Origin of the sequence: Variovorax sp. J2L1-78, from assembly GCF_030317205.1 — a bacterium.
GTDB classification, from domain to species: Bacteria; Pseudomonadota; Gammaproteobacteria; order Burkholderiales; family Burkholderiaceae_C; genus Variovorax; species Variovorax arabinosiphilus.
The window spans coordinates 473,148-499,762 of sequence record NZ_JASZYB010000001.1 but is presented as its reverse complement, the minus strand read 5'-3'; the positions used below and the strand labels follow the sequence as shown (position 1 = coordinate 499,762).

Genomic DNA, 26,615 nt, shown 5'->3' with positions numbered 1-26,615 from the left:
TTCAGTCGGTCAACCGCGCGCCGCCGCACGCGCGCGCCAGGTCTCGAAATCGGGCGGCGGCGCGTGCAGGTCGAGGCGGCGGCCGGCCTTGGCGATCTGGCTCGGCGTGTCGTGGCCGATGAGGGCGGGCAGCCGGCGTGCGGCTTCCAGCAGCACCGCGAGGTCGCAGCCGGTATCGAAATCCATCAGTTCGAGCGCATGCACGATCTCCTCGGTGCACACGTTGCCGCTGGCGCCGGGCGCATACGGGCAACCGCCCAGGCCGCCGAGCGAGGCGTCGAAGCGGTCCGCACCGGCGTCGATGGACGCCAGCACGTTGGCCAGGCCCATGCCGCGCGTGTTGTGGAAATGCAGGGTCAGTTCAGTGTCGGCGAAGCGCTCGCGAAAGCCGCGCGTCAATGCCGCGACCTGGGTCGGGAAGGCCATGCCGGTGGTGTCGCACAGCGTGATGCCGCGCGCACCGAGTGCGACGAAGCGCGCCGCCCAGTCGAGCACCACATCCGGCGGCACGTCGCCTTCCATCGGGCAGCCGAAGGCGCACGACAGCGACACGTTGATGGGCACCTGCGCCTGCTGTGCCAGCGCCATCACGGCGGTCAGTGCGACGAAGGACTGCTCGCGCGTCATGCGCAGGTTGGCGAGGTTGTGCGTCTCGCTGCACGACATCACCAGGTTCAGTTCGTCGGCCCGGGCCTCGATGGCGCGTTCGGCGCCGCGCAGATTGGGCACCAGGCAGGTGTAGACGATGCCCGGCGCGCGGCGGATCTCGCGCAGCACGATCTCGGCATCGCGCAGCGCGGGGATGGCCTGCGGCGACACGAAGGAGGTCACCTCGATCTTCGCCAGGCCCGCGGTGGACAGCAGGTCGACCAGTGCGATCTTGTCGGCCGTGGGCACGAAGGCCTGCTCCATCTGCAGGCCGTCGCGCGGGCCGACGTCCTGCAGGTGGATGCGCCGGCGCCCGCCCTGCCAGGCCGTCGATGCAGACGTATTCAGTGTATTCATGCCACGATGCCTTTCTCGCGCAAGACCGCGATCTGCGTGTCGGTGAGGCCGGCTTCGCGCAGCACGGCATCGGTGTCGTCGCCGAGCCGCGGCGCGGACGAGCGGATGCTGCCGGGCGTGCCCGACAGCTTGGGCACGATGCCCGGCACGTCCACCGTGTGGCCGTCGCGGGTCTGCTGCGCCAGGATCATGTCGCGCGCCCGGTAGTGCGGGTCCTCGTGGATGTCCTTGGCGGTGTAGACCTTGCCGGCCGGCACCTTGGCCGCGCCCAGAACGGCCAGCACCTCGGCCATGGGCCGCGTGCGCGTCCAGTCGCCGATGGCGGCATCGAGTTCCTGCACGCGGGCCACGCGGCCGGCATTGCTCTGAAGGTCGGGCGCGCTCGCCAGGTCGGGCCGGCCGATGGTGTCCATCAGGCGGCGGAAGATGCTGTCGCCGTTGCCCGCGACGAGCACGTAGCCGTCGGTGCAGGCGTAGGCGTTGCTGGGCGCGATGCCCGGCAGCGCACTGCCGGCGGCGTCGCGCACCGCGCCGAAGGCGCTGTACTCGGGGATCAGGCTCTCCATCACGTTGAACACCGCCTCGTGCAACGCCACGTCGATCACTTGGCCCTGGCCGCCATTCACCTTGCGGTGGTAGAGCGCGGTGAGCACACCGATGGCGCCGTGCAGCGCGGCCAGCGTGTCGCCGATGGACACGCCCACGCGCACCGGCACCCGGCCCGGTTCGCCGGTGAGATGGCGCAGGCCGCCCATGGCCTCGCCGATCACGCCGAAGCCCGGCAGGTCACGGTAGGGGCCGGTCTGCCCATAGCCGGAGATGCGCAACATCACGAGGCCCGGGTTGCGCTCGCGCAGGTCGTCCCAGCCCAGGCCCCAGCCCTCGAGCGTGCCGGGGCGGAAGTTCTCGATCAGCACGTCGGCTTCGCCGATGAGCTTGCGCGCGATCTCCTGGCCTTCGGCGCTGCGCAGGTCGAGCGCGATGCTGCGCTTGTTGCGCGACTGCACCTGCCACCAGACGGACGTGCCGTCCTGCAGCAGCCGCCAGTTGCGCAGCGGATCGCCGCTGCCCGGTGCCTCGATCTTGATCACCTCGGCGCCGAAATCGCCGAGCGTCTTGCCGCAAAAGGGGCCGGCGATCAACTGGCCCATCTCGATGATGCGGACGCCGGCGAGTGCGCCAGTATGCGCGGCGGGGACAGTGGTGGCGGTGTTCATGGGGTTGTCTCTCTTCGCTCGGCCCCGTCGGAAACGGCAGGCGGCAAGCTCGAGATGGATGATCGCCAGGCAGGCGCGGTCTGCAAAGCGCTCATCGACGAGCCCACCATCGCAATCCGCGATGATGGGCGATCATCATGAAACTCGATCCGATATCCCTGCGCCTGTTCGTCGCGGTCATGGAGACCGGCACCATCGCCGCCGCGGCCGCACGCGAACACATCGCCACCGCCGCGGCCAGCCGGCGCATCAGCGAGTTGGAAGGCGCCCTGTCCGCCGTGCTGTTCGCGCGCAGCAACAAGGGCACCGAGCCGACCGCCGCGGCCTATGCGCTGCTCGGCCTGGCGCGCGGCGTGCTCAACGGCCTGGACGACATCGCTGCGCAGATGCAGGGCTACGCCGACGGCGTGCGCGGCCAGGTGCGCGTGTCGGCCAACATCTCGGCCATCACGCAGTTCCTGCCGCGCGAGCTGCGCGACTTCATGGACCGCTACCCGCGTGTGCAGGTGCATCTGCAGGAGCGCATCAGCACCGCGGTGGCCCGCGAAGTCGCCGAGAACATCGCGGACATCGGCATCCTCAACGCCGGCCATTTCGGCGACGAACGCATCGCGCTGCTGCCCTACCGGGAAGACGAACTGGTGGTGGTGGTGCCCAAGGGGCATCCGCTGTCGCGCCGCCGCATCGCGCTGCGCGACGCCCTGCCCTTCGACTTCGTGGGCATGCATCCGGGCAGCGCCATCAACAACCGCGTCACGCAAGCAGCGGCCGAGATGGGCCTGCCCCTGAAGACGCGCATGCAGGTGACCGGCTACGACGCGCTGTGCCTGATGGTCGCCAACGGCATGGGCTTCGGCGTGATGCCGCGCGGCAGCGCGGGCCTGTACCTGCGCGCGCTGGCCCTGGTGGCCGTGAAGCTCGACGAGCCCTGGGCACGGCGCGAGCTGGTGCTCTGCGTGCGCCAGGGCAGCGAGCTGCTGCCGGCGACCCGCCTGCTGGTCGAGCACCTGCAGCAGCGCCGGGCCGACGAACGGGCTAGTCCATAAGACCATTCGCGCGCGAGCAGACGGCTGCCTACACTCGGCGGCAGCCCGAACACACCCTCGCATGAACGATCGGATCGACGCCATCTATGCGCTCTGGGAAGAGCTGGCGGACTTTCCCATGGGTGAAAGCGATGCGGCGCTCACCCACCTGCTCACATCGCTGTGCGACATGCTCGGCGCCCAGAACGCCCTGTGGTCCGCGCTGGTGCGCCTTCCCACGCCTCCGGCAGGCGACCGGCTGGAAGGCTGGCGTCCGCGGCTGGTGCGGCTGCTGCACCCAATCCCCGCCGTGGTCGAGTCGATGCGGCAACAGCAGGACCAACTCTGCTCACCCGAGGTCGACGTCTCGCAGGTCCTGGCGGTCTCGGGGGACGAGCCCTTCCGCACGCGGCTGCTCTTCGAAACGCTGCCACCCGAATGGTTCGATGGCGAGCACTACCGCCGCCACTACCTGGGCATCGGCTTTGCAGACAGCCTCTCCGTGCGCTGGGCCCTGAACGACGACGTGCGGGTGCACCTGTTTCTCTTTCGCAGCGCAGCGGCGCCTCGCTTCACCGCCGACGACAAGGCGCCGCTGGCCCTGGCGATGCGGGGATTGAAGTGGTTTCTGCGGCGGCAGCTGCTCGGCCACGGCCTGCTGATCGCCAGCACGCCGCTGACCCCGACGGAACGCAAGGTCCTGCGGGCCCTGCTCGACGGCCAGGGGGAAAAGCAGATCGCTCAAGACCTGGCGCAGAGCCCCACCACGACGCACGTCCAGGTGAAATCCATCTACGGCAAGTTCGGCGTGACCAAGCGCTCGGCGCTGACGGCGCTGTGGCTGGGGAACCTTCGCTAGGCCGGGCGCGCGAAGCCCTCCACCTACAGCACGCGCCGCCCGCCGCCGACAGGTCGAAAACGCCCTTTCGGCGACGCTATGGCTGTCGTCAACAATGAGGAGCCCTTACGTGAATTCCATCATCTACATCGTCGGTCTGGTCGTGGTCGTGGTCGCCGTTCTTTCTTTCTTCGGACTGCGCTGAACGCTGCCATCGGCGTTCAGTCGATCCGAACGGGGCCGCTTGCGGCCCCGTTCGCCGTTGAGGCGCTGCATCGAGGCGCACGAAGCGGCCGGCAGCGCACGGCATAATTTCCCGCCCGCCGGTGCGCCGCACCGGTGCCGCAGACACAAGGGAAGCCGTTGAACATCGCACCGCGCCCGTCCGCCCTTTCAGGCGCGGTGGTCACCGAAGCCGTCCGGCTCATCGAAGAAGCCGGCCCCCTGGACGACGCGGCCGCCATGCGCCAGGCCGCTGCCGCCCGCACCACGCTCCCTGCGCGCATCGCGCACCGTGCCGACCTGCTCGGCCGTCGCATCGGGCTCGACCGTGAGCTGGCGCGCATGCGCCAATGGTCGCCCTGGGTCGGCGCCGGACTCGTGCTGCTGATCGTGCTCGCCGGACTGGCCCTGGCCGGCAGCGTGGTGGGCGGCAGCGATCGGCGCATCAACATCATGGCGGCGCTGCTCAGCCTGCTGGGTGCGCACCTGCTCACCCTGGTGGCCTGGGGGCTGGGCCTGCTGCTGCCGCTGCGCGCGCCGCGCGCCTCCTTCGGCTGGCTGTGGATGACGCTGACGGCGCGCGTCGCCGGGGGCCGCCGCGGCCAGGCGCCATTGCTCATGCGCGCCTTCACGCGGCTGCTGCAGCAGGCCCGCCTGCTGCCCTGGGCGCTGGGCCTGGCCAGCCATGGCATTTGGGCGCTGTCCTTCGTCGTGGTGCTGGGCACGATGCTGTTCGCGCTGGCCTTCCACCGCTACACGCTGAGCTGGGAAACCACCATCCTCGAGCCGCAGTTCTTCCTGCAGACGGTGCAGGCGCTGGGCCGCATCCCTGCCTGGTTCGGCTTCGCCACGCCGGACGCGAGTGCGGTGCTCGCGCCGCAGCCGAACGACGCCGCAGGGCAGCGCGCCTGGGCATGGTGGCTCACCGGCTGCATCGCCGTCTACGGCCTGCTGCCGCGCCTGTTGCTGCTGCTGGCGAGTGCCGCGATGTGGCAACTGCGCAGGCGCGATCTGCAACCGCCACTCGAGGCGCCCTACTACCGCCAGCTCGCATCGCGCTTCGAGGCGCTGGCACCAGCCGCCATCGTCGATGCCGACCCCGGCGCCACGCATCTTCCCGCGCCGCCGCGCGCCGCCGACACCACGGACGCCTTCGTCGTCGCGGCCTACGAGCTGCCGCCCGAGCATCCCTGGCCGCCGGCCGGCCTGCCCGGCACGGCCGCGGCCGTGCTGCGCGTCGACGGCAGCGCCGCCGACCGACGCATGCTGCTCGACACCGCCGCCCGCCTGCGCCCGCGCGCCCTGCTGCTGGCTTGCCGCGCCGCCGCCAGCCCCGATCGCGGCACCGAGCGCCTGCTGCGCGAGCTGCTGGCGCACTGCGGCGACTGCCGGCTCTGGCTGGTGCCCGAGGTCGACACGCCCGCACCGCCCGGCGACACCGCCCCAGCCCGTTGGCGGCGCTGGCTGGCCGAGGGCGGCCTCGCGCGCATCACGGCGCACGATACCCTGGCGGGCGCGCTGGCAGACACGCTGGCCGACACTGGGGCACAAGGGTGAGCATGGACGAACAACCCCTGCGCATCGCCGTCGTCGGCCACACCAACGCGGGCAAGACCTCGCTGCTGCGCACGCTCACGCGCCGCGCCGATTTCGGCGAGGTGTCCGACCGGCCCGGCACCACGCGCCACGTCGAGCGCATCGAACTGAGGGTGCGCGACCGCGCCGCGGTGCGCTTCTTCGACACACCGGGCCTGGAAGACGCGGTGAGCCTGCGCGAGCACATCGATCGCATCGCCGATGCCGGCACGCCGCCCGAGCGCATCCGCCGTTTCCTGCAGGGGCCGGAGGCGCACGGCGTGTTCGAGCAGGAAGCCAAGGTGCTGCGCGCCCTGCTCGACGTCGACGCCGCCTTCCTCGTGATCGACGCGCGCGAACCGGTGCTGCCCAAGTACCGCGACGAGATCGAGCTGCTGCGCTCCTGCGCCCGGCCGGTCCTGCCGGTGCTCAACTTCGTGCGCGACCCGGCCAGCCGCGAGGTCGCCTGGAAGGAACTGCTGGCCGCCTACGGCATGCATGCGGTGGTGCGCTTCGATGCGGCCGCGCCCTTCGTCGGCGCCGAGCGCGACCTGTACCAGGACCTGGTCACGCTGCTGCGCGATCGGCGCCAGGCGCTGGAGGCGGTGGTCGCGTCGCTGGCGCAGGAAGCCACCGAACGGCGCACCGCCGCCGCAGCGCGCATCGCCGAACTGCTGGTCGACGTGGCGGCCCTGCGCCGCCACGTGGCCGCCGTCGACTTCGAGGACGAAAGCCGCCGCGCGCCCCTGGTGGCCGACCTGCGGCAGGCCGTGTTCGACAAGGCGCAGCGCTGCGCGTCCGACCTGCTCGCGCTCTACCGCTTTCGCGACGACGACGCCAGCGAGGCACCGCTGCCGCTGCTCGAGGGCCGCTGGTCGATGGATTTCTTCAGCCCCGAAGCCATGAAGGACGCCGGCCTGCGCCTGGGCAAGGGCGCCGCCGTCGGCGCGGCCGTGGGCGTGGTGGCCGACCTGGCCGCGGGTGGGCTGTCGCTCGGTGCCGGTGCGGCGCTTGGGGGGGTGATCGGCGGCGCCATCTCGCAGGGCCTCGGCCCGCTCGGGCGCAAGCTCTTGAACACGCTGCGCGACGTGCACGAACTCAGCGTCGACGACGGCGTGCTCTTCGTGCTGGCCGACTGGCAGTGGGCCCTGGTGCGCGCCCTCGAGCGCCGCGGCCACGCCGCCATGTCGCGCATCCAGGTCGAGCCCGAACGCGGCGCCGGCCACAGCCAGGCGCTGACCGCCGCCGTGCGTGCGACGGCGCCGGCGCGCAGCCACCCCGACTGGGCCCGCGCTCCGGGCCGCCACCGGATGGACGACGCGCCCCAGCGCCAGCAAGCGGTGGCCGAGGTGGCGCGCCAGATCGCCCGCGCCTTCGACACGGGCGCATGAGCCCATGAAAGAAACCCGCACCGTCGGGCGCATCCCGTACCGGCTGCGGCATGATGGGGCCCACGTGCCGACCGCGGCGCTGTGCGCCTCTTCCTTCATGCCATGAACATCACCGACGCTGCCTTTCTGACCAGCGTCATGGACCTGCTGGTCGACACCATCTGTGTGGTGAACGTGGAGGGACGCTTCGTCTTCGTGAGCGCGGCCTGCCGCCAGACCTTCGGCTACACGCCGGCCGAAATGATCGGCCAGCCGATGATCGACTTCGTCCACCCGGACGACCGCGCGCGCACCCTGGCCCGCGTCGACAACATCTACGCCGGGACGAAGGAGCCGCACTTCGAGAACCGCTACGTGCGCAAGGACGGCAGCACGGTGCACATCATGTGGTCGGCACGCTGGTCGCCCGAGGCCGGCGTGCGGGTGGCCGTGGCGCGGGACGTGACGGAGCGCAAGCGGGCCGAGTCGATGCAGGCGGCGCTCTACGCCGTCTCAGAGGCGGCGCATACCGCCGAAGACCTGCTGGCGCTGTTTCGCCATGTGCACCAGATCGTCGGCGGGCTGCTGCCGGCCGTGAACTTCTTCGTCGCGCTGTACGACAAGGCCGCGGACGAACTGTCCTTCCCCTACTACGTCGACGCACAGCACGAGGCACCGGCGCCACGCCCGCTCGATTCGGGCACGCTGAGCGCCGAGGTGATCCGCAGCGGCCAGGCGATGCTGTTGCGGGCCGACACCGCGCTGGACCTGCCGCCGCGGGTGAAGCTGGACGTCGGCCGCAATTCGCTCGACTGGCTCGGCGTGCCGCTGCAGACGCAGCAGGGTCCGATCGGCGTGCTGGTGGTGCAGAGCTACACCGGCGATGTGCGCTACACCGAGCGCGACCTCGAACTGCTGCAGTTCGTCTCGACCCAGGTGGCGACCGCCATCGAGCGCAAGCAGATGGACGCGCGGCTGCGCCACATCGCCCGCCACGATCCGCTCACCGACCTGCCCAACCGCACCCTGCTGCACGAACGCATCCAGGCCGCGCTGCAGCACGCGCGCGACGAACGCCGCCGGATGGCGCTGCTGTATGTCGACCTCGACATGTTCAAGGAAGTCAACGACCGTTTCGGCCATTCGGCGGGCGACCTGCTGCTGCAGGAAACCGCGGTGCGCCTGCGCCGCGGCGTGGCGCAGGCCGGCATGGTCGGGCGCATCGGCGGCGACGAATTCCTGGTGCTGCTCGACAGCGACTGCCCGGTCGAACAGACCCTGGCGATCGCGGAGTCCCTGCGCTCGCACCTGAGCGAGCCTTTCACGCTGGCCGGCGACGCGGTCACCGTGTCGCCCAGCATCGGCATTGCGCTCTACCCGGCGCACGGCGACGAGTACCAGCAGCTCATCCGCTGCGCCGACGAAGCCATGTACGCGGCCAAGACCTCGGGCGGCAACCGCGTGCGGCTCGCCGGCGGCCCGGTCGCGCCGGATTGAACCTACAGGAGGCGGCGCGCAATTGCGCTAAGGTCCGGCACAGCGCTCCGCCGGAATGCGCGCTTTTTTCCGACCTCTTCCGAGGGACCCCGCCATGTCTTCTTCACCCTCCCAGGCCGATCCGGCCCGCAAGCATTTCTCGATGCTTCGCGGGTTCCACCTGGCCGACGCCTTCACGCTCGGCAATGCGGCCTGCGGCGTCGGCGCGGTCTTCCTCGCGATGGCCTACATGGCGAGCCAGTCGCTGGGGCACTTCCTGTGGGCGGCCGCGCTCGCACCTGCGGCCTTCGTGTTCGACGTGTTCGACGGGCGCATCGCGCGCTGGCGTCAGACCCACTCGGCCCTCGGCCGCGAGCTCGACTCGCTGGCCGACGTGATCTCCTTCGGCGTGGCGCCGGCGGCCCTGGCCTTCGCGGCGGGCCTGAACGGCGGCTGGGACTGCGCCGTGCTCATCTACTTCGTCGGCTGCGGCGTGAGCCGCCTCGCGCGCTACAACGTGACGGCCGAGACGCTTTCCGAAGGCGCCGACAAGGTGAAGTACTTCGAAGGCACCCCGATCCCGACCAGCGTGGTGCTGGTCGGCGTGCTGGCCTGGGCGGCCTGGCAGGGCCGCGTGGGCGACGCGCTGTGGGGCGGTGCCTGGGCGGTCGGGCCGTGGACGCTGCACCCGCTGGTGCTGCTGTTCGCGCTGTCGGGCACACTGATGATCAGCAAGACCCTGCGCATCCCCAAGTTCTGAGACGATCCGCATGAGCACACCCCACTTCACCCAGCAGCACCCGGCCGGCTTCGACGCACTGGTGCGTCTGGCTGCCACCGAACCGATCACGCCCGAGGTCGACCACTTCTACTTCCTGCGCCACGGCCAGACCGGGCGCAACGCTTCGCGCATCTTCCAGGCGGTGGACGAGCCGCTGAGCGAACTGGGCCAGCAGCAGGCCGCGCGGGCGGCCGAGCGCCTGGCCGGCGAGCCGATCCGCACCATCGTCGCCAGCGATTCGCGTCGCGCCTTCGACACCGCCAACACCGTGGCCGAGCGGCTGCGCATCGTGCCGATGCCGCGCGAGGATCTGCGCGAGCGGCACTTCGGCGCGCTCATCGGCACCTCGTCGGTCGACCTGGACTGGGCCTGCGCGCCCGAGGGGGGCGAGACGCTGCAGCAGTTCGTCGACCGCAAGCGCGTCGCGCTGCGCTTCGCCCTGGCGCAGCCCGCGCCGGTGCTGGTGGTGGCGCACGGCGGCACGCTCTACGTGCTGACCGCGCTGCTCGGCGTGTCGATCGAGCCGGCGGTGCTCGGCAACGCGCAGCCATTGCGTTTCCAGCGCACCGGCCCCACCTGGACGATCGAACCCCTGCTGGCGCGGACGACTGAAGCCGCGTCGCTGGCCTAGAAATGTGACCCACCCCCGAAGCGGCGCACTGCGTGTCGCCGCCTCCCCCTCGAGGGGGCGATACCAACAGCCCGGCAAAGCCGGTTCTGCGGTATCCCTGGCATCAGGCCTCGCCCCATCGGACGGCGGCTGGTCACGGTGGCGAGTGGGGCATTGAACAGGATCGGAACCGAGATGGACTTCAAGGACTACTACAAGGTGCTCGGCGTCGAGCGCACCGCGTCGGACGACGAGGTGCGCAAGGCCTACCGCAAGCTCGCCCGCAAATACCACCCCGACGTCAGCAAGGAAGCCGACGCCGAGTTGAAGATGCGCGACGTGAACGAAGCGAACGACGTGCTGCGCGACAAGGAGAAGCGCGCGGCCTACGACGCGCTGGCCGACCGCGTGGCGCGCGGCGGCAGCCCCGAGGGCGACTTCCGGCCGCCGCCGGGCTGGGACGAAGGCTTCGAGTTCCACCGCGGTCCGTCCTCGGGCCCGGCCGACCACGCCGAATTCAGCGACTTCTTCTCCTCGCTGTTCGGCGCCGCCGAGCGCCGCAGCGCGACGCGCCAGAACCGCCGTGCGCGCGGCGAAGACCACCACGCGGCCATCGAGATCTCGCTGGAAGACGCGCTCAACGGTGCCGAGCGCGAGATCACGCTGCGCGGCATCGAGACCGGCGCCGACGGCCAGCCCGAACTCAAGACCCGCACGCTGAGCGTGAAGATTCCGCCCGGCATGCACCCGGGCCAGTACATCCGGCTCGCCAAGCAAGGCATGCCGGGCCACGGCGGCGAGCCGGCGGGCGACCTGTACCTGGAGGTGCGGATCGCGCCGCACCCGCGCTACCGCATCGAGGGACGCGACCTGTACATGACGCTGCCGGTGACACCCAGCGAAGCCGCGCTCGGCGCGCAGGTCGAGGTGCCCACGCCCACCGGCGGCACGGTCGAGCTGACCGTGCCGGCCAAGGCGCGCAACGGCCTGAAGCTGCGGCTCAAGGGACGCGGCCTGGGCGGCAACCCGCCCGGCGACCTGTACCTGCTGCTGGAGATCGTGCTGCCGCCCGCCGACAGCGAGGCCGCGCGGCAGGCCTACGAACAGCTGGCCGCCGCCAGCACCGCCTTCAACCCCCGCCGTCACCTGGGAGCGTGATGACCATGGCCACCGTATCCGTCACCACCACCGCGCCGGGCCTGGCGCACCCGCTGGCCGCCCATGAATTGGCCCACGCCTGCGGCGCCGAGATCGAGTGGGTCGTCCAACTGGTCGAGGTCGGCATCGTCGAGCTGTCGGCACCGTCGCCGCGGCCCGACGAGTGGCGCTTCCAGAGCGCCGACCTGCAACAGGCGCTGGCCGCTCGCCGGCTGGAGCGCGACTTCGGCGTCGGGCTCGACGCCGCCGCGCTGATCCTCGACCTGCAGCGAGAGGTGCGGCGCCTCAAGGCAGTGCTGCACGCCCAGGGCCTCTCGCCGGGACGGTGAGCGGCTTGCCTCGCACGGGCACGGCTGAACGGGAGGGGTCGACACGGGCTGCTGCCCTACGCAGGGGGCTCTATGCGAGGACTACAAAGGTTCACTAGATTCAAACTCCGGAGAACTTCCCATGGCCACGCGCACCGAAACCAAATCCGACAACCTCAGCGCCACCCAGAAGCAGCAACCCAGCGAGGTCGCCCCCGACCTCGACCAACGCAGCCACGAGACGCAGAAGTTCGGCGAGATCGTCAAGTTGCCGAACGGCCTGTCCGAGAAGGTCTGCAAGGACAGCGTCGCCCTGTTGAACCAGTGCCTGGCGGACACCATCACGCTGCGCGACATGTACAAGAAGCACCACTGGCAGGTGGTCGGCCCGACCTTCAACCAACTGCACCTGATGTACGACCAGCACTTCGAGGCCCAGGTGCTGATCGTCGACATCCTGGCCGAGCGCATCCAGCTGCTCGGCGGCATCGCACTGGCCATGGCGGCGGACATCGCCGAGACCACCAAGATCAAGCGCCCGCCGCGCGGTCGCGAGCCGGCGGCGGTCCAGATCCGACGCCTCGCCGAGGCGCACGAGCACATCATCATCGAAGCGCGCAAGGCGGCCAAGGCGGTCGACGAGGCGGGTGACGACGGCAGCAACGACGTGTTCGTCAGCAACGTGCTGCGCACCAACGAGCTGCAGGTGTGGTTCCTCACCGAGCACCTGGTCGCCGCCTCGCCGGTGAGCGCCTGACCTTCGCCCGATCCCTGACCGACGGGTCGCCATTGCCCGGCGGGCAGACCCATGGTCGGGATCGACGCGATGTGGTGGTGATCGGTGCCGGCTCGGGCGGACTGACCGCCCTGTGCAAGCTGCTGGCCGCCCTCCCCCGGACCTTCGACGCCGCCGTCCTGCTGGCGCTGGACGTGGGTTCGCAACCGGCATCCAGCGTGCTGCAGATCCTCTGCGGCTATTCACGCATGCCCGTCATCTATGCCACCGACGGCCTCATGGTGCGTCGGGGCCGCGTGGTGGTGGCACCCGCGCGCCAGCACATGGTCATCGTGCCGCCGGACATCATCGCGCTGGAGTACGAACGTGCCTTCTCCGAGGGGGGTCCCTCGGTCAACCGCCTTTTCGAAACGGCGGCGGCGACGTTCGGGCGGCGGGTGATCGGCGTCGTGCTCAGCGGCGCCTCGCACGACGGCACCGCCGGGCTCACGCGCGTCGAGGCGGCCGGCGGGATCGGCGTGGTCCAGGACCCCGGCGAGGCGGTGGAGAGCGGCATGCCCGCCAGCGCGCTCCGGCTGGACCACCCGGACTACTGCTGCACGCTCGACGACATGGCCCCGTTGCTCGTCCAACTGGTCCACGGCGATCTGCCGGCCCTCGCAGCGGAACAAGCCAGCAAAAAGAAGTAAGCCGCGGCGCCAGTCGCTCCGGCAATTTCGCACCGAATCCTCCAAACCATCCAGGTGGATGGTGTTAGGATGGCGTATGGCTGCCGAATTCGCATCATCTCCCGTCAAGCTTCCCGAGTCCGAGAAGATCACGATCAACCTGGGCTACGTCGACCTCGGCCACATCGACCTGCTGGTGGCCGAGCGCTTCTACGCGAATCGGACCGACTTCATCCGTACCGCCATCCGCGGGCAGCTGGCCATCCACGCCGACGCCCTGCGGCAGGCCGCCTCCCGCAAGATGCTGGTGCTGGGCCTGCAGCAGTTCTCGGCCAAAGACCTGGAAGCGGCGCGTGCCGCGAACGAGCGGCTCGACATCCGCGTGCTCGGGCTGGCCGTGATCGGCCGGGACGTCTCGCCCGAACTGGCTGCCGCCACCATCGACTCCATCACCGTGCTCGGCGCCCTGCACGCCAGCGCTTCCGTCAAGGACGCCCTGGCCGGGCGCATCCATTGATCCAGTGATCCGCCCACCGAAAGACCTCTTGAACCCTCTTCTCCACCGCATGAGCGACGCCATGCAGCAGACCCGGCTCGGGCAACTGATGGACGCCACGCGGGCGATCCAGCGCGCGCTGCGCGGCCCGAGCGCGCAGCGCCAGGACACCGTCGATGCGCCCAATCCCGCCCCCGTCGCGCAGCGGGTGCCCCCCGCAATGCCGACGGGCGAGCGCACCGCGCACGGCACCGAGCGGTGGCTGGACGGCAGCGCCAGCCACCGGGGACGCACCCTGGCCTACAAGCTCTATGTGCCACCCCACGCCAGCGACAGCGGCGCGGCGCAGCGCCCGCTGATCGTCATGCTCCACGGCTGCACCCAGGGCGCTGCGGACTTTGCTGCCGGCACGCGCATGAACGTGCTCGCCCGCGAGGCCGGGGCACTCGTCCTGTACCCCGAGCAGACCCAGCACGCCAATGCGCAGCGGTGCTGGAACTGGTTCAAGCCACAGCACCAGGCGCGCGGCGCGGGCGAGCCGGAAGCGCTCGCGATGCTCATCCGATCGATCGCGGCCGAACACGACGTCGATGCGTCCCGGATCTACGTGGCGGGGCTGTCCGCCGGCGGTGCCATGGCCGACATCCTCGGGCGCTGCTACCCCGACCTGGTCGCCGCCGTGGGCGTGCACTCGGGCCTGCCCAGCGGGGCGGCCAGCGACCTGCCGTCGGCGCTGGCGGCCATGCGCCATGGCGTGGGTTCGGACGCCGGCAACGGCGTGTCGGCCCCGGTTCCGCCGACGATCGTCTTCCACGGCGATGCCGATGCCACGGTGCACGTGCGCAACGCGACGGCCATCGTCGACGCGGTGCGGGCAGCCCACCGCGACCCGTCGGGCGCGTTGCCCGAGGCGAAGGCTTCCGAGGGAAGCGCGCCTGCAGGCCGGCGCTACACGCGCACCGTCTACACCGACCGCGACGGCGGCGCGCGGGCCGAATACTGGCGGCTGCACGGTGCCGGCCACGCCTGGTCGGGCGGCAGCACGCAAGGCAGCTACACCGACCCCACGGGCATCGATGCGAGTGCGCAGATGCTGCGCTTCTTCCTCGCGCATCGGCTGCAGACCGTCATCGACGCGTAGCCGCCCAGCACCCGGCGAGCCGACGCGCCGCCGGTCGGCTCACCGCTCGAAACGGCTCGGCAGGTAAGGCGCCGGGTCGGTGAACGGCGTCTCGCCATCCATCATCTCAGTCAGCAGGCGCCCCGTGGCCGGGCCGAGCGTGAAGCCCTGGTGCGAATGGCCGAAGTTGAACCACAGGCCCGCGTGCCGCGGCGCCGGGCCGATCACCGGCTTCATGTCGGCGGTACACGGCCGGGCGCCCAGCCAGGGCACCGCCTCCACCGGCGCGCCGAGGTCGATCAGTGCCTGCGTGCTGCGCTCGGCGTGGCGCAACTGAACCGGCGTCGCCGGGGCGTCGATGCGGGCGAACTCCGCGCCGGTGGTCAGGCGCAGGCCGAGCGACATCGGCGCCAGCATCACGCCATGGGCCACATCGAGCATCGGCGCGTTCAGCCGCACCGGCGTAGCGTAGTGGCGGTGGTAGCCGCGCTTGACGAAGAGCGGCAGGCGGTAGCCGAGCTGGCGGGTGAGCGTGCCGGCCCATGGGCCGAGCGCCACCACCATGCGTTCGGCCTCGACCGGGCCGTCGTCCGTCTGCACCGACCAGCCGCTGCCGCGCTGGCGCAGCGTCGACGCATCGCCATGGGCGAAGCGGCCGCCGCGGCGCACGAAGAGCTGCGCATAGCGCGCCACCAGTTCGCCGGGGTCGCTGATCGACCACGGGTCGCGCCAGTGGATGGCCCCGGCCAGCGGAAGGCGCAGGGCCGGCTCGGCCACCGACAGCGCGGCGCTGTCGAGCACCACCGCATCGAGTCCGGTGCGCTGCGCCAACTGGCGTGCCGCCGCGGCCGCCGCCTCGAAGCCCGCCGGGTCGCGGTAGGCCTGGCGCCAGCCGTTGCGGCTCACCAGCGCGTCGGCGCCGGCGTCGGCGATGAGCGGGCGGTGGGCCTCGATGGACTGCGCGATCAGCTTGCCGTAGGCGTCGGCGATGGGCGCATAGCGCCGGGGCGCCGAGGCATGCCAGTAGCGCGCCAGGGGCGGCAGCAGCGACCACAGGGCGCCCAGGTGGTAGTTCGCGTCGTTGCTGCGACCGGTCGCGACGCGCAGCAGCGTGGACAGGTCGCGCGGGAAGGCATAGGGCTCGACCGCCTCGCGCTGGATGATGCCGGCGTTGCCGTAGGAGGTTTCGCGGCCGGGCCGCTTGCGGTCGACCAGCGTGACCGCATGGCCGCGCTGCTGCAGCGCCAGCGCGGTGCCCAGGCCGACCATGCCGGCGCCGAGCACGACGGTTGCGGTGTTCTTCATGGGAGATGAGTGCGTGGAAGGAAGCTGCCGGAATTGTGCCGCCGGGCCGCCTCCGGCGACGGTGCCGCGGCCGCAATTAATCGAACCATCGATTGCCGTTACGGCAATCTGTTGGCCGCTCTCGTCCGCTAGATACCGGCCTTGATCGCATCCGTCAGGTACTGGACGAAGGCCTTGCCAGCCTCCGGCAGCGGGCGGCCGGCCAGCGTCTCGACCTCGAGGTAGCGCTCGTTCATTTCGCGGTCGCGCAGCGGGATCGCCACCAGGGCGCTGCTCACCAGCCGCGTCCGGATCGACAGCTCGCCATAGAAGGCGATGCCACCGCCGCCGGCGGCCGCAAAGCTCACGAGCGCGTCGGCGTGGTTGCTCGACATGGCGACCTCGTACTGCAGGCCCTGGCGGCTGCAGCTGATGTCGAGCAACTGCCGCAGCGAGCTGTGCTTGAGCGGCAGCGCCAGCGGGTAGGCCACCACCTGGCTCAGCGACAGCTGGCGCTGCCCGGCCAGCGGATGGCCGGCGGCCATCACCGCAAGGATGGGGCTCGGGTGGCGCAGTTCCAGCTTGATGCCGGCCTCGGGCACGCCGCTGAGCGTGAGGCCGACATCGGCCTCGCCGTCGCGGATGCGCCGCGCCACCTCGCTCTGCCCGCACACCTCCAGGTGGAAGCGGATGCCGGTGTAGCGCTCGCGGAAGCGCGCGATCAGCGTCGGGATGAAGTCGAAGGCGAAGCCCTCGGCACTGACCACCCGCACATGGCCGCTGCGCAGGCCGCGCAGCGCCGAGATGTCGCCGGTGACGCGCTCGATGTCCTGCTGGGTGCGCTTGGCATGCGCAGCCAGCAATTCGCCGGCGGCGTTGGGCACCATGCCGCGCGAACGCCGTTCGAAGAGCAGCGTGTCGAGCTCGCTCTCGAGCCGCGCCACCTGGCGGCTCACCGCCGAGGGCGCGACGTTGAGCTTGGCCGCGGCGTCCTTGATCGAGCCGGCCTTCACCACTTCGAGGAAGTAGCGGACCGCGGTCTCCTGCAGGGCATGGCTGGGCGGCATGGGCGCTTTCGTCGTGGTTGACCTAGGAATTCTGGCCGGTCGATTGCCTTTTTGGCAATCCAATATTCTAAACATGGTGCTTGTCGCAACAGAGGTCGACGCCTAGCATCGCGTCATGAAAGCCTCCACCGCCCTCACCCGCCTTGCGACCGCCGGCTGCCTCGTGGCCGCCACGCTGGCCGCGCCGTTCGCCGCCGTCGCGGCCGACTACCCGACCAAGCCGATCACGCTGGTGATCCCCTTCCCACCAGGCGGCGCCACCGACGTGCTCGGCCGCGTGATCGGCCTGCGCCTGGGCCAGGAACTGGGCCAGCCGGTGGTGGTGGAGAACCGCGCCGGCGCCGGCACCGTCATCGGTGCGGCCTACGTCGCCAAGGCGCCGGCCGACGGCTACACGCTGCTGGTGAGTTCGGGCACCACCTTCACGGTGAACCCGGCCATCCGCAACAACCTGCCCTACGACCCGGTCAAGAGCTTCGACCCGATCGGCATCACCGGCCGCACCAGCCTGATCCTGCTGGCCAACAAGGACGTGCCGGTCACCACGGTGAAGCAGTTCGTCGACTACGTGAAGGCCGCGCCGGGCAAGTACGCCTACGGCTCCTACGGCAGCGGCACCACGGCGCAGTTCGCCGGCGAGACCGTGCTGTACGCCGCCGGCTTGAAGATGACGCACGTGCCCTACAAGGGCAGCGCACCGGCCATGACCGACCTGATGGGCGGGCAGATCCCCTTCAGCGTGGACACCGTGTCGGCGGCCATTCCGCAGCTCAAGAGCGGCAAGATCAAGGCCATCGCCGTGACGGCGGCCAAGCGCTCTGCCCTGCTGCCCAACGTGCCGACGATGGCCGAGAGCGGCTACCCGGACATCGACATGGACACCTGGCTCATCCTGGCGGCGCCGAAGGGCCTGCCGGCGGACGTCAAGGCCCGCCTCGAAAAGGCGCTGGCCGTCACCATGGCCGACGCCGACACCCGCGCCAAGCTGGTCGCCCAGGGCTTCGAGCCGTCGTACAGCAACGCGGCCGCCTCCGCCGCGCTGATCAACCGCGAACTGCCGGTGATGCGCGCCCTCGCCGTACGCGCCAACATCACGGCAGACTGAGGCCCATGAGCGAACTCGTCGAAACCTCCGCCGTCGAACTGCGCCGCCTGATCGGCCGCAAGGCCATCTCCCCCGTCGAACTGCTCGATGCCTGCATCGCGCGCATCGAAGACCTCAACCCGCATGTCAACGCCGTCACCGCGACCGCCTTCGAGCGCGCGCGGGGCGAAGCCCAGGCCGCCGAACGCGCGGTGCTGGCGGGCGAGCCCCTCGGCCTGCTGCACGGCCTGCCGCTGGGCGTGAAGGACCTCGAGCCGACCGCGGGCCTGCTGACCACCTGGGGCTCGCCGATCTACCGCGCCCATGTGCCCGACGAAGACATCGTGCTGGTCGCGCGGCTGCGTCAGGCCGGCGCCATCGTCGCGGGCAAGACCAACGTGCCCGAGATGGGCGCGGGCGCGAATTCGCGCAACGTCGTGTGGGGCGCAACCGGCAACCCCTTCGACCCGAACCTCAACGCCGGCGGCTCCTCCGGCGGCTCGGCCGCGGCGCTGGCCTGCGACATGCTGCCGCTGTGCACCGGCTCCGACACCGGCGGGTCGCTGCGCATTCCGGCGGCCAAGTGCGGCGTGGTGGGCTTCCGCCCCTCGCCCGGCGTGGTGCCGAGCGTGCGCAAGCTGCTGGGATGGACGCCCATCTCGGTCGTCGGCCCCATGGGCCGCAGCGTGGAGGACGCCTGCCTGCAGATGGCCGCCTCCGCCGGCATGCATGCGGGCGACCCGCTGAGCTACCCGCTCGACCCGCTGGCTTTCCTCAAGCCGCAGGACGTCGACCTGAGCCGCCTGCGCGTGGCTTACACCGAAGACTTCGGCACCTGCGCCGTCGACAACGACATCCGCGCCACCTTCCGCCAGAAGATCGCCGCGATGAAGCACCTGTTCGCCCGTTGCGACGAGGTCACGTTCGACCTCGGCGAGGCGCACCGCTGCTTCGACGTGCTGCGCGCCGAAGCCTTCGTGGCCGGCATGCACGCCGCCTACCAGAAGGACCCGGCCAGCCTCGGCTCCAACTCGCGCGCCAACTACGAGATGGGCGCACGCATGTCGCTGCCCGACAGCGCCTGGGCGCAGGCCGAGCAGACCCGGCTCATCGCCCGCTTCCAGCGCACCTTCGCCGAGTACGACCTGGTGCTCTCGCCCACCACGCCGGTGTCGCCCTTCCCGTGGACGCAGATGTACGCCGACACCATCAACGGTGAGCCGCAGGAGAACTACTACCGCTGGCTCGCACTGACCTACGTGGTCACGCTCGCGACCAACCCGGCCATGGCCCTGCCCTGCGGCGTCGACCACCGCGGCATGCCCTTCGGCCTGCAGGTGGTGGGCGGCTTCCGCGCCGACGCGCAAGTGCTCGGCGCGTCGCATGCGATGGAACAGGCCTTCGCGGCCATCCCCGAACTGCGCCGGCCGCGGCCGGATCTGGCGAAGCTGCGGGCATCGAAGGTCGAGCCAGCGCTGCGGTCGATCGTGACTGCGCCGCCGGTGTTGGAGGGGTCGGGCGCGGCGCAGCAGGTGACGTCGGCGGTCTGACGCCGGAGCGGACGGGCCGCTACTTCACCTGCTGCTTCCCCAGCTTGCGCGCCAGCGTCCGCCGGTGCATGCCCAACCGACGCGCGGTCTCGGAGATGTTGAAACCGGTCTCGGCCAATGTCTCGTGGATGCGCTCCCATTCGAGCGTCTTGATCGAGGTCGAGCGGTTGGTCAGCTCGACGTCGATCGTTCCTTCGGCCCGGCCGAAGGCGGCCTCGATGTCGTCGGTGTTCGACGGCTTGGCGAGGTAGTGGCAGGCACCCAGCTTGATGGCCTCGACGGCGGTCGCGATGCTGGCGAAGCCGGTGAGCACCACGATCAGCATGTCCGGGTCGTGCGCATGCAGGCGCTGCACGCAGGCCAGGCCCGAGGCCTCGCCGCCGAGCTTCAGGTCGACCACGGCATACACGGGCGATTCGGGCGACCCCGGCGCCTTCAGCAGGTCTTCCACGTCCTCCAGGCTGGTCGCGAGCATCACCGCATAGCCGCGCCGCTCGAAGGAGCGGCCGAGCGTGCGCGCAAAGGCCGCATCGTCCTCGACGATCAGCAGCCGGCGTGCCGGCGGCCCGGGATCAACTTGCATTCGGTTCCTCTTCTTCCAGGATGACGGCGGACAGCGGCAGCGAGATGCGCACCAGCGCACCGCCCTCGGCGAGGTTGTGCGCCGTCACGTTGCCGCCGAGCGTGCGCAGCACATTGACGACCAGGAAGAGCCCGAGCCCGCCACCGGGCCGGCCCTTGCTCGACTGGTAGGGCTTGCCCAGCTGCGTCAGCATGTGCGGTGCAAAGCCGGGGCCGGCATCGGTCACCGTCAGCACCAGGCGATCGTCGACGCGCTCGACGTCCAGCGTCACGCGATGCGGCGACGCCTCCAGGGCATTGTCGAGCACGTTGTGGATGGTCTGCTTCAACGCCGAATCGGAGACCATGGGCAGGTCGTGGCCGAAGCGGTTCTCGTAGACGAAGGTGGTCACGGGACGGCTGTCGCGCCACTCCTGCACCAGGTCGTCGAGGAAGGTGACGACGGTGGTGGCCGTGGACGATTCGCCACGCGCTTCCCCGGCCGACAGCAGGATGCCGCTCACGATGGTCTTGCAGCGCTTGAGCTGCGCCTGCATCTCGTCGACCTCCTGCAGCAGCTCGGGGTTCGAGGTGAATTCGGGCATGCGCTTCCAATCGCCCAGGATCACGGACAAGGTGGCCAGCGGCGTGCCCAGCTCGTGCGCCGCGCCCGATGCGAGCAGGCCCATGCGCACGATGTGCTCCTCTTCCGCCGCGCGCTGCCGCAGGCTCGCCAGGCGGGCGTCGCGCGCGCGCAGGTTGGCGTTGATGCGGGTGATGAAGACCAGCAGCAGCGAGGCATTCAGCGCGAAGCACAGCACCATGCCCTGGATGTAGGGGCTGGCCAGCCCACGGTCGAGGTCGAGCGGCAGTGCCAGCGGACGCGAGAAGAGCGCGAGGCCGATCAGGCACAGGCCGGTGATCACCACCAGCGCGGCGCTGGACCACGCCTGCAGCAGCACCGCGCCGAGGATCACCTGCAGCAGGTACAGCGAGGCGAAAGGGTTGGTGGCGCCGCCGCTGAGATACAGCTGAGCCGTGAGGGTTGCGACGTCGACCAGCATGGCGACGAAGAGTTCGGTATTGGTCGCCTCGCGGCCGGTGCGCCAGCGCAGCAGGCTCGCCACGTTGAAGCCGATCAGCGCGGCCAGGACGATGAGCATCGGCTCCAGCGGCAGCGGGATGCGGAAGCCGTAGTGCGCGACTTCGATGGTGACGATCTGGCCGAACACGGCGAGCCAGCGCAGCTGGATCAGCTGCTGCATGTTCTTGAGCCGGGTGCGGTCACCCGGCGCGTCCTCCAGGTGGTCGGCCGGCCACATGCCGGCCAGACCCGGAGCCTCATTCGTGCGCAGCATCCTTGCTTTCGGGATCGATGGAATGTCCATTGTCCCCAATGTGGCGGCGCCGCAGCCGGCGCTCGTCGCGCGACACATAACCCGCCGCCAGCGCGACCATCAGCGCCAGCCCGTACCAGGTCACGGCATAGACGAAGTGGCTGTTGGGAAAGGCGATGACGGTGAGACCGCCGACCGGCCAGGTGCCAGGCGGGCCGGCGTCGGCATCGACGAAGTACGGCGCCACGGTGCCCAGCCCGCGCGCCGCCGCGATGGCCGGCAGTTCGCGCGAGAACCAGCGGTCGGCCGCGGGGTCGTTGCGCCGCGGAAAGAAGCCGCTGCGCTCGCTCATGCGCAGGAAACCGGTGACAGTCACGGTGCTGATCGGCACCCCGCCGCGCGAGGTGGGGTCGCGTTGCTCCGGCGGGACGAAGCCGCGGTTGACCATCACCAGGCTGCCGTCGGCAACACGCAGCGGCGTGAGCACCCAGAAGCCGGTGCCGATGGCCGTGGAGGCCTGCACCAGCGTCTCGCGGTCGTGCAGGAAGGTGCCGGTGAGACGGACGCGGCGGTATTCGTCCCGGCTGGCCTCGACCGTGGGCCACGCCGCCTGGGCCGGCGCCTCGACCGGCGCCGCGTGGATGCGCTGGGCGACGCGTTCGATCAGGTCGAGCTTCCAGGCGCGGCGCTCGACCTGCCAGGTGCCCAGCGCGACGAAACCGCAGAAAACGGCGAGCGCCAGAAACGCCAACGCGGCCAGGACGGCCGCGGAGCGTGGGCCGCGTTCGGCGGCCGGTTCGGCTGGCCGGTGCCCGCTCAAGGCATGTTCTTCATGTCGTGCAGCGACGGCATCATGTTGTGGTTGAGGTGGTACATCACCCACAAGGAGCCGGCCAGCGTGATGACCACGAGCACCAGCGTGAAAATCAGCGCCAGCATCGACCAGCCGCCTTCGACCTTGGTGTTCATGTGCAGGAAATAGATCATGTGCACCACGATCTGGACGGCGGCGAAACCGAGGATGACCAAGGCGGTGGTGCTCGAGCTCTCGAACACCTTGCCCATCACCAGCCAGAACGGGATGACGGTGAGGATGACCGACAGCACGAAGCCGATGGTGTAGCCCTTGAGCGTGCTGTGGGGCACGCCTTCGTCGTGGTGATCGTCGGTGTCGTGGCCGTGGCCGTGCGTGTCGTGACCTGCGCTCATGGCAGCACTCCCATCAGGTAGACAAAGGTGAAGACGCCGATCCAGACCACGTCCAGGAAGTGCCAGAACATCGACAGGCACATCAGGCGGCGGCGGTTCTCCACCGTGAGGCCGTGGCGCGACACCTGCACCATCAGCGTGACCAGCCAGATGATGCCGAAGGTGACGTGCAGGCCGTGGGTGCCGACCAGCGTGAAGAAGGACGACAGGAAGGCACTGCGCTGCGGCACTGCGCCTTCATGGATCAGGTGGTGGAACTCGTACAGCTCGAGCCCGATGAAGGCCGCACCGAACAGGCCCGTGATGGCCAGCCACACGAGCACCTGCTTCACCAGCTTCTTCTGCATGGCGATCATGGCGAAGCCATAGGTGATCGACGACAGCAGCAGCATCGAGGTGTTGAGCGCGACCAGGGGCAGGTCGAACAAGTCGGCACCCGACGGGCCGGCCGCGTAGCTGCGACCCACCACCGCGTGCACCGCGAACAGGCACGCGAAGATGAGGCAGTCGCTCATCAGGTAGAGCCAGAAGCCCAGCAGCGTGCCGTTCTCCGGGTGGTGGTCGCCAGGGACGTAGAAGCGCTGGTTGTCGGGCGCGTGGACGTCGCCCGAATGCAGGGTGGCGGCGGTATCAGACATGGCTGGCAAGGAGACGGGTGCGGGCGCCTTCGGTGCGGATGACTTCGTCCGCATCGATGTGGTAGTCGCGCTGGTAGTTGAAGGTGTGGAAGATGGCGGTGCCGACCAGCAGCACGAAGCTCAGCACGGCCAGCGGCCACATGTGCCAGATCATCGCGAAGCCGAAGACGGTGCTCAGGCCGGCGAGCACGATGCCCGCCCAGGTGTTCTTGGGCATGTGGATCGGGCGGAAGCCCTGCAGCGGGCGCTCGTAGCCGCGTTGCTTCATGTCCGACCAGGCGTCGTTGTCATGGATGACCGGCGTGAACGCGAAGTTGTAGGCCGGCGGCGGCGACGAGGTCGACCATTCCAGCGTGCGGCCGTTCCATGGGTCGCCCGTGAAGTCGCGCAGGGACTCGCGGCGGCGGTAGCTCACGACCAGCTGGATCAGGAAGGACGCGATGCCCAACGCGATCAGGAAGGCGCCGAAGGCGGCGATCTGGAACCAGATCTGCAGCGACATGTCCTCGAAGTGGCTCACGCGGCGCGTGACGCCCATCAGGCCGAGGATGTACAGCGGCATGAAGGCCATCCAGAAACCGATCAGCCAGAACCAGAAGGACATCTTTCCCCAGAACGCGTCCAGCTTGTAGCCGAAGGCCTTCGGGAACCAGTAGTTGATGCCGGCGAACAGGCCGAACAGCACGCCGCCGATGATCACGTTGTGGAAGTGGGCGATCAGGAACAGGCTGTTGTGCAGCACGAAGTCCGCCGGCGGCACGGCCAGCAGCACGCCCGTCATGCCGCCGATCACGAAGGTGACCATGAAGCCGACGGTCCACAGCATCGGCACTTCGAAGCGGATGCGGCCGCGGTACATCGTGAAAAGCCAGTTGAAGATCTTCGCCCCGGTCGGGATCGAGATGATCATCGTCGTGATGCCGAAGAAGGAATTGACGCTGGCGCCCGAGCCCATCGTGAAGAAGTGGTGCAGCCACACCAGGTACGACAGGATGGTGATCACCACCGTGGCGTAGACCATCGACGCGTAGCCGAACAGACGCTTGCCCGAGAAGGTCGAGACGATTTCCGAGAACACGCCGAACAGCGGCAGGATCAGGATGTAGACCTCGGGGTGGCCCCAGATCCAGATCAGGTTCACGTACATCATGGCGTTGCCGCCGAAGTCGTTCGTGAAGAAGTTCGTGCCGACGTAGCGGTCGAGCGACAGCAGCGCGAGCACGGCGGTCAGCACCGGGAAGGCGGCGACGATCAGCACGTTGGTGCACAGCGACGTCCAGGTAAACACCGGCATCTTCATCATGCCCATGCCGGGCGCGCGCATCTTCACGATGGTCGCGAGCAGGTTGATGCCCGAGAGCAGTGTGCCCACCCCGGCGATCTGCAGCGACCAGATGTAGTAGTCGACCCCGACGTCGGGGCTGTGCAGGATGCCCGAGAGCGGCGGGTAGGCCAGCCAGCCGGTGCGCGCGAACTCGCCGACGAACAGCGAGGCCATGACCAGCACGGCGCCGCTGGCGGTCATCCAGAAGCTGAAGTTGTTGAGGAAGGGGAAGGCCACGTCGCGCGCGCCGATCTGCAACGGCACCACGTAGTTCATCAGGCCCGTCACCAGCGGCATCGCCACGAAGAAGATCATGATCACACCGTGGGCCGTGAAGATCTGGTCGTAGTGGTGCGGCGGCAGGAAGCCCTGGTTGTCGCCGAAGGCCATGGCTTGGTGCAGGCGCATCATGATCGCGTCGGCAAAGCCGCGCAGCAGCATGACGATGCCCAGCACCATGTACATGATCCCGATCTTCTTGTGGTCGATGCTGGTGAACCAGTCGCGCCACAGCACGCCCCACACCTTGAAATAGGTCAGCGCGGCGAGCAGTGCGAAGCCGCCGAGCCCGACGGCGATGAAGGTCGCGATGAGGATCGGCTCGTGCAGCGGGATGGCTTCCCAGCTGAGCTTGCCGAAGATGAGCTTCGTGAGGTCGAGTGATTCGAACATGGAGATCCGGGAGAACAATTACAGCGGCTGCGTGGCAGCGGGCACGGAGAGCGGGAACGCATCCACCGGATCGTTCACGGAGCACATGGCACCGACGTAGGTGCGGGCGCGGCCCAGCTCGGCGCCGGGTGCCAGACCCTGGCGGGCTCGCGTGGCAGCGTCCATCGAGGCGACGTTGAAGGCGCCGGGGATGCCCTGGCCGCCGTTGGCGTCGATCGCCATGATGTCCTTCATGCACATCCGGTTGGCTTCGACGCAGCGGTTCAGGATGGCGTCGTACAGGCCGGGCGCGACCGTGGCGAAGCGGCGCACCGGGTCGCGCTCGGACGGCTTTTCCAGCTGCAGGTAGGCGCCGCGGGTGAGCTCGCCGCCGCCGGCCTTGTTGCTCTGCACCCACTTGTCGAAGTCGGCGTCGTTCAGGCCGTGGAACTTGAAGCGCATGCCCGAGAAGCCGGCGCCGCTGTAGTTGGCGGAGAAGCCGTCGTACTCGCCCGGCTTGTTGATGACCGCGTGCAGCTTGGTCTCCATGCCCGCCATGGCGTAGATCTGGCCGGCCAGTGCGGGGATGAAGAAGGAGTTCATCACCGTCGACGAGGTGATCTTGAACTGGATCGGCCGGTCGACCGGGGCCGCCAGCTCGTTGACCGTGGCGATGCCCTGCTCGGGGTAGAGGAACAGCCACTTCCAGTCGAGCGCCACCACCTCGACCACCAGCGGCTTGGTGTCGGCCGGGATCGGCCGCTGGGCGTCGATGCGCGCCAGGGGCCGGTACGGGTCGAGCGTGTGGGTGCTGATCCAGGTCAGGGCGCCCAGCGCGATGATGATGAGCAGCGGCGCGCCCCAGATGGCCAGCTCGAGCTGGGTCGAGTGGTCCCAGTCGGGCGAATAGTCCGCTTCCTTGTTGGACTGGCGGTACTTCCAGGCGAAGAACAGCGTCATCGCGATCACCGGCACGATGATCAGCAACATGAGGATCGTGGAAATCACGATCAACCGGCCCTGCTGCGACGCGATGTCGCCCGAGGGGTTGAGCAGCACCATGTTGCAGCCCGCCAGCAAGCTCAGCGGCAGCAGGAACAACACACGCGGAATCTTGAAGGAAGGCATGCCAGGGAAAGAGAGCTTGTGTTTGGGCAGGAAGCCTGCGAATCTACGACGAATGGCACCCGACGGGCATTGGACGTTTTGTCCTACGGTGGCAGAGGCAGGCCGGTGCAAAGCTCTGTTTTGACGCAGTTCGCATCGGTCTTCAGACGTTGAAATGCGCCAATTTTCTTGGGTTTT

Annotated in this window: 26 protein-coding genes; 15 read left to right on the top strand and 11 right to left on the bottom strand. The window is 69.6% G+C overall.

All coding sequences use genetic code 11. The features are described 5' to 3' along the window. Positions 1 to 9 precede the first annotated feature (9 nt). Both QTH86_RS02390 and QTH86_RS02385 read right to left on the bottom strand, forming a co-directional pair. Positions 10 to 1,005, bottom strand: a complete 996-nt coding sequence (locus QTH86_RS02390) for a hydroxymethylglutaryl-CoA lyase (RefSeq protein WP_286646262.1) — start codon at positions 1,003 to 1,005, stop codon at positions 10 to 12. Then, positions 1,002 to 2,222, bottom strand: coding sequence for a CaiB/BaiF CoA transferase family protein (locus QTH86_RS02385; protein ID WP_286646263.1), 1,221 nt, complete (start codon positions 2,220 to 2,222; stop codon positions 1,002 to 1,004). Before QTH86_RS02385 ends, QTH86_RS02390 begins: the two co-directional genes overlap by 4 nt. Before the next feature lie 137 nt (positions 2,223 to 2,359). On the opposite strand from QTH86_RS02385, the gene QTH86_RS02380 reads away from it, so the two are divergent. The 13 genes from QTH86_RS02380 (at position 2,360) to QTH86_RS02320 (ending at position 14,626) form a co-directional block, all read left to right on the top strand. Then, positions 2,360 to 3,268 (top strand): LysR family transcriptional regulator, encoded by a 909-nt coding sequence (locus QTH86_RS02380; RefSeq protein WP_286646264.1) that lies wholly within the window; start codon positions 2,360 to 2,362, stop codon positions 3,266 to 3,268. Positions 3,269 to 3,329: 61 nt separating this feature from the next. Beyond that, complete coding sequence (locus QTH86_RS02375; RefSeq protein WP_286646265.1) at positions 3,330 to 4,106, top strand: helix-turn-helix transcriptional regulator; 777 nt, start codon at positions 3,330 to 3,332, stop codon at positions 4,104 to 4,106. Between the two features lie 342 nt (positions 4,107 to 4,448). After that, entirely contained in the window at positions 4,449 to 5,864 is a 1,416-nt protein-coding gene (locus QTH86_RS02370; RefSeq protein WP_286646266.1) for a DUF2868 domain-containing protein, read from the top strand. 2 nt (positions 5,865 to 5,866) lie between these two features. After that, positions 5,867 to 7,273: a GTPase/DUF3482 domain-containing protein gene (locus tag QTH86_RS02365; RefSeq protein WP_286646267.1), complete on the top strand. Its 1,407-nt coding sequence runs from the start codon at positions 5,867 to 5,869 to the stop codon at positions 7,271 to 7,273. Positions 7,274 to 7,375: 102 nt separating this feature from the next. Continuing rightward, the gene (locus QTH86_RS02360) at positions 7,376 to 8,749 is read left to right on the top strand and encodes a sensor domain-containing protein (RefSeq protein ID WP_286646268.1); all 1,374 of its coding nucleotides are present in this window, start codon (positions 7,376 to 7,378) and stop codon (positions 8,747 to 8,749) included. Positions 8,750 to 8,843: 94 nt separating this feature from the next. Next, positions 8,844 to 9,488, top strand: a complete 645-nt coding sequence (locus QTH86_RS02355) for a CDP-alcohol phosphatidyltransferase family protein (RefSeq protein WP_286646269.1) — start codon at positions 8,844 to 8,846, stop codon at positions 9,486 to 9,488. A 10-nt stretch (positions 9,489 to 9,498) separates the two neighbouring features. Then, a complete protein-coding gene (locus QTH86_RS02350) occupies positions 9,499 to 10,140 on the top strand; it encodes a histidine phosphatase family protein (RefSeq protein ID WP_286646270.1) in 642 nt (213 codons plus the stop codon). 174 nt (positions 10,141 to 10,314) lie between these two features. Beyond that, positions 10,315 to 11,277: a DnaJ C-terminal domain-containing protein gene (locus QTH86_RS02345; protein ID WP_286646271.1), complete on the top strand. Its 963-nt coding sequence runs from the start codon at positions 10,315 to 10,317 to the stop codon at positions 11,275 to 11,277. 5 nt (positions 11,278 to 11,282) lie between these two features. Beyond that, entirely contained in the window at positions 11,283 to 11,606 is a 324-nt protein-coding gene (locus QTH86_RS02340) for a chaperone modulator CbpM (RefSeq protein ID WP_286646272.1), read from the top strand. A 121-nt stretch (positions 11,607 to 11,727) separates the two neighbouring features. Then, a complete protein-coding gene (locus QTH86_RS02335; protein WP_286646273.1) occupies positions 11,728 to 12,342 on the top strand; it encodes a Dps family protein in 615 nt (204 codons plus the stop codon). Positions 12,343 to 12,416: 74 nt separating this feature from the next. Continuing rightward, positions 12,417 to 13,010, top strand: coding sequence for a chemotaxis protein CheB (locus QTH86_RS02330; protein WP_286646274.1), 594 nt, complete (start codon positions 12,417 to 12,419; stop codon positions 13,008 to 13,010). A gap of 76 nt (positions 13,011 to 13,086) precedes the next feature. Continuing rightward, positions 13,087 to 13,506: a ribbon-helix-helix domain-containing protein gene (locus QTH86_RS02325; RefSeq protein ID WP_286646275.1), complete on the top strand. Its 420-nt coding sequence runs from the start codon at positions 13,087 to 13,089 to the stop codon at positions 13,504 to 13,506. Positions 13,507 to 13,534: 28 nt separating this feature from the next. Further along, the gene (locus tag QTH86_RS02320) at positions 13,535 to 14,626 is read left to right on the top strand and encodes an extracellular catalytic domain type 1 short-chain-length polyhydroxyalkanoate depolymerase (RefSeq protein WP_286646276.1); all 1,092 of its coding nucleotides are present in this window, start codon (positions 13,535 to 13,537) and stop codon (positions 14,624 to 14,626) included. Positions 14,627 to 14,665: 39 nt separating this feature from the next. On the opposite strand, the gene QTH86_RS02315 is transcribed toward QTH86_RS02320, so the two are convergent. After that, complete coding sequence (locus QTH86_RS02315; RefSeq protein ID WP_286646277.1) at positions 14,666 to 15,910, bottom strand: NAD(P)/FAD-dependent oxidoreductase; 1,245 nt, start codon at positions 15,908 to 15,910, stop codon at positions 14,666 to 14,668. 128 nt (positions 15,911 to 16,038) lie between these two features. Continuing rightward, positions 16,039 to 16,956, bottom strand: coding sequence for a LysR family transcriptional regulator (locus QTH86_RS02310; protein WP_286646278.1), 918 nt, complete (start codon positions 16,954 to 16,956; stop codon positions 16,039 to 16,041). Positions 16,957 to 17,071: 115 nt separating this feature from the next. Here QTH86_RS02310 and QTH86_RS02305 point away from each other — a divergent pair, with 115 nt between their 5' ends. Together QTH86_RS02305 and QTH86_RS02300 are read left to right on the top strand one after the other, a co-directional pair. Beyond that, a complete protein-coding gene (locus tag QTH86_RS02305) occupies positions 17,072 to 18,061 on the top strand; it encodes a Bug family tripartite tricarboxylate transporter substrate binding protein (protein ID WP_286646279.1) in 990 nt (329 codons plus the stop codon). A 5-nt stretch (positions 18,062 to 18,066) separates the two neighbouring features. Further along, a complete protein-coding gene (locus QTH86_RS02300) occupies positions 18,067 to 19,590 on the top strand; it encodes an amidase (RefSeq protein ID WP_286646280.1) in 1,524 nt (507 codons plus the stop codon). A gap of 19 nt (positions 19,591 to 19,609) precedes the next feature. Here the strand turns inward: QTH86_RS02300 and QTH86_RS02295 are convergent, their stop codons facing one another. Genes QTH86_RS02295 through cyoA form a run of 7 tightly spaced genes read right to left on the bottom strand, consistent with a single transcriptional unit; the run spans position 19,610 to position 26,438 of the window. After that, on the bottom strand, positions 19,610 to 20,173 hold the full coding sequence (locus tag QTH86_RS02295) for a response regulator transcription factor (RefSeq protein ID WP_286646281.1): 564 nt from the start codon (positions 20,171 to 20,173) through the stop codon (positions 19,610 to 19,612). Further along, on the bottom strand, positions 20,163 to 21,473 hold the full coding sequence (locus QTH86_RS02290) for an ATP-binding protein (protein WP_286646778.1): 1,311 nt from the start codon (positions 21,471 to 21,473) through the stop codon (positions 20,163 to 20,165). The genes QTH86_RS02295 and QTH86_RS02290 overlap by 11 nt, the downstream gene beginning before the upstream one ends. A gap of 19 nt (positions 21,474 to 21,492) precedes the next feature. After that, entirely contained in the window at positions 21,493 to 22,308 is an 816-nt protein-coding gene (locus QTH86_RS02285) for an SURF1 family protein (protein ID WP_444813541.1), read from the bottom strand. Further along, the gene (gene cyoD, locus QTH86_RS02280) at positions 22,305 to 22,697 is read right to left on the bottom strand and encodes a cytochrome o ubiquinol oxidase subunit IV (protein ID WP_286646282.1); all 393 of its coding nucleotides are present in this window, start codon (positions 22,695 to 22,697) and stop codon (positions 22,305 to 22,307) included. The genes QTH86_RS02285 and cyoD overlap by 4 nt, the downstream gene beginning before the upstream one ends. After that, the gene (gene cyoC / locus QTH86_RS02275; protein WP_286646283.1) at positions 22,694 to 23,335 is read right to left on the bottom strand and encodes a cytochrome o ubiquinol oxidase subunit III; all 642 of its coding nucleotides are present in this window, start codon (positions 23,333 to 23,335) and stop codon (positions 22,694 to 22,696) included. The genes cyoD and cyoC overlap by 4 nt, the downstream gene beginning before the upstream one ends. Then, positions 23,328 to 25,331, bottom strand: a complete 2,004-nt coding sequence (cyoB, locus tag QTH86_RS02270) for a cytochrome o ubiquinol oxidase subunit I (RefSeq protein ID WP_286646284.1) — start codon at positions 25,329 to 25,331, stop codon at positions 23,328 to 23,330. Before cyoB ends, cyoC begins: the two co-directional genes overlap by 8 nt. A gap of 18 nt (positions 25,332 to 25,349) precedes the next feature. Continuing rightward, a complete protein-coding gene (cyoA, locus tag QTH86_RS02265; RefSeq protein ID WP_286646285.1) occupies positions 25,350 to 26,438 on the bottom strand; it encodes a ubiquinol oxidase subunit II in 1,089 nt (362 codons plus the stop codon). Positions 26,439 to 26,615 lie beyond the last annotated feature (177 nt).

Bases quoted from the DNA above. Each gene is read 5' to 3' on its own strand.
- QTH86_RS02335 (WP_286646273.1), top strand. From the start codon at position 11,728: ATGGCCACGCGCACCGAAACCAAATCCGACAACCTCAGCGCCACCCAG.
- QTH86_RS02385 (WP_286646263.1), bottom strand. From the start codon at position 2,222: ATGAACACCGCCACCACTGTCCCCGCCGCGCATACTGGCGCACTCGCC.
- QTH86_RS02295 (WP_286646281.1), bottom strand. From the start codon at position 20,173: ATGCAAGTTGATCCCGGGCCGCCGGCACGCCGGCTGCTGATCGTCGAG.
- QTH86_RS02310 (WP_286646278.1), bottom strand. From the start codon at position 16,956: ATGCCGCCCAGCCATGCCCTGCAGGAGACCGCGGTCCGCTACTTCCTC.
- QTH86_RS02360 (WP_286646268.1), top strand. From the start codon at position 7,376: ATGAACATCACCGACGCTGCCTTTCTGACCAGCGTCATGGACCTGCTG.
- QTH86_RS02340 (WP_286646272.1), top strand. From the start codon at position 11,283: ATGGCCACCGTATCCGTCACCACCACCGCGCCGGGCCTGGCGCACCCG.
- QTH86_RS02350 (WP_286646270.1), top strand. From the start codon at position 9,499: ATGAGCACACCCCACTTCACCCAGCAGCACCCGGCCGGCTTCGACGCA.
- cyoC (WP_286646283.1), bottom strand. From the start codon at position 23,335: ATGTCTGATACCGCCGCCACCCTGCATTCGGGCGACGTCCACGCGCCC.
- QTH86_RS02305 (WP_286646279.1), top strand. From the start codon at position 17,072: ATGAAAGCCTCCACCGCCCTCACCCGCCTTGCGACCGCCGGCTGCCTC.
- QTH86_RS02290 (WP_286646778.1), bottom strand. From the start codon at position 21,473: ATGTGGCCGGCCGACCACCTGGAGGACGCGCCGGGTGACCGCACCCGG.
- QTH86_RS02315 (WP_286646277.1), bottom strand. From the start codon at position 15,910: ATGAAGAACACCGCAACCGTCGTGCTCGGCGCCGGCATGGTCGGCCTG.
- QTH86_RS02300 (WP_286646280.1), top strand. From the start codon at position 18,067: ATGAGCGAACTCGTCGAAACCTCCGCCGTCGAACTGCGCCGCCTGATC.
- QTH86_RS02365 (WP_286646267.1), top strand. From the start codon at position 5,867: ATGGACGAACAACCCCTGCGCATCGCCGTCGTCGGCCACACCAACGCG.
- QTH86_RS02375 (WP_286646265.1), top strand. From the start codon at position 3,330: ATGAACGATCGGATCGACGCCATCTATGCGCTCTGGGAAGAGCTGGCG.
- cyoB (WP_286646284.1), bottom strand. From the start codon at position 25,331: ATGTTCGAATCACTCGACCTCACGAAGCTCATCTTCGGCAAGCTCAGC.
- QTH86_RS02380 (WP_286646264.1), top strand. From the start codon at position 2,360: ATGAAACTCGATCCGATATCCCTGCGCCTGTTCGTCGCGGTCATGGAG.
- QTH86_RS02325 (WP_286646275.1), top strand. From the start codon at position 13,087: ATGGCTGCCGAATTCGCATCATCTCCCGTCAAGCTTCCCGAGTCCGAG.
- cyoA (WP_286646285.1), bottom strand. From the start codon at position 26,438: ATGCCTTCCTTCAAGATTCCGCGTGTGTTGTTCCTGCTGCCGCTGAGC.
- QTH86_RS02355 (WP_286646269.1), top strand. From the start codon at position 8,844: ATGTCTTCTTCACCCTCCCAGGCCGATCCGGCCCGCAAGCATTTCTCG.
- QTH86_RS02390 (WP_286646262.1), bottom strand. From the start codon at position 1,005: ATGAATACACTGAATACGTCTGCATCGACGGCCTGGCAGGGCGGGCGC.
- QTH86_RS02345 (WP_286646271.1), top strand. From the start codon at position 10,315: ATGGACTTCAAGGACTACTACAAGGTGCTCGGCGTCGAGCGCACCGCG.
- cyoD (WP_286646282.1), bottom strand. From the start codon at position 22,697: ATGAGCGCAGGTCACGACACGCACGGCCACGGCCACGACACCGACGAT.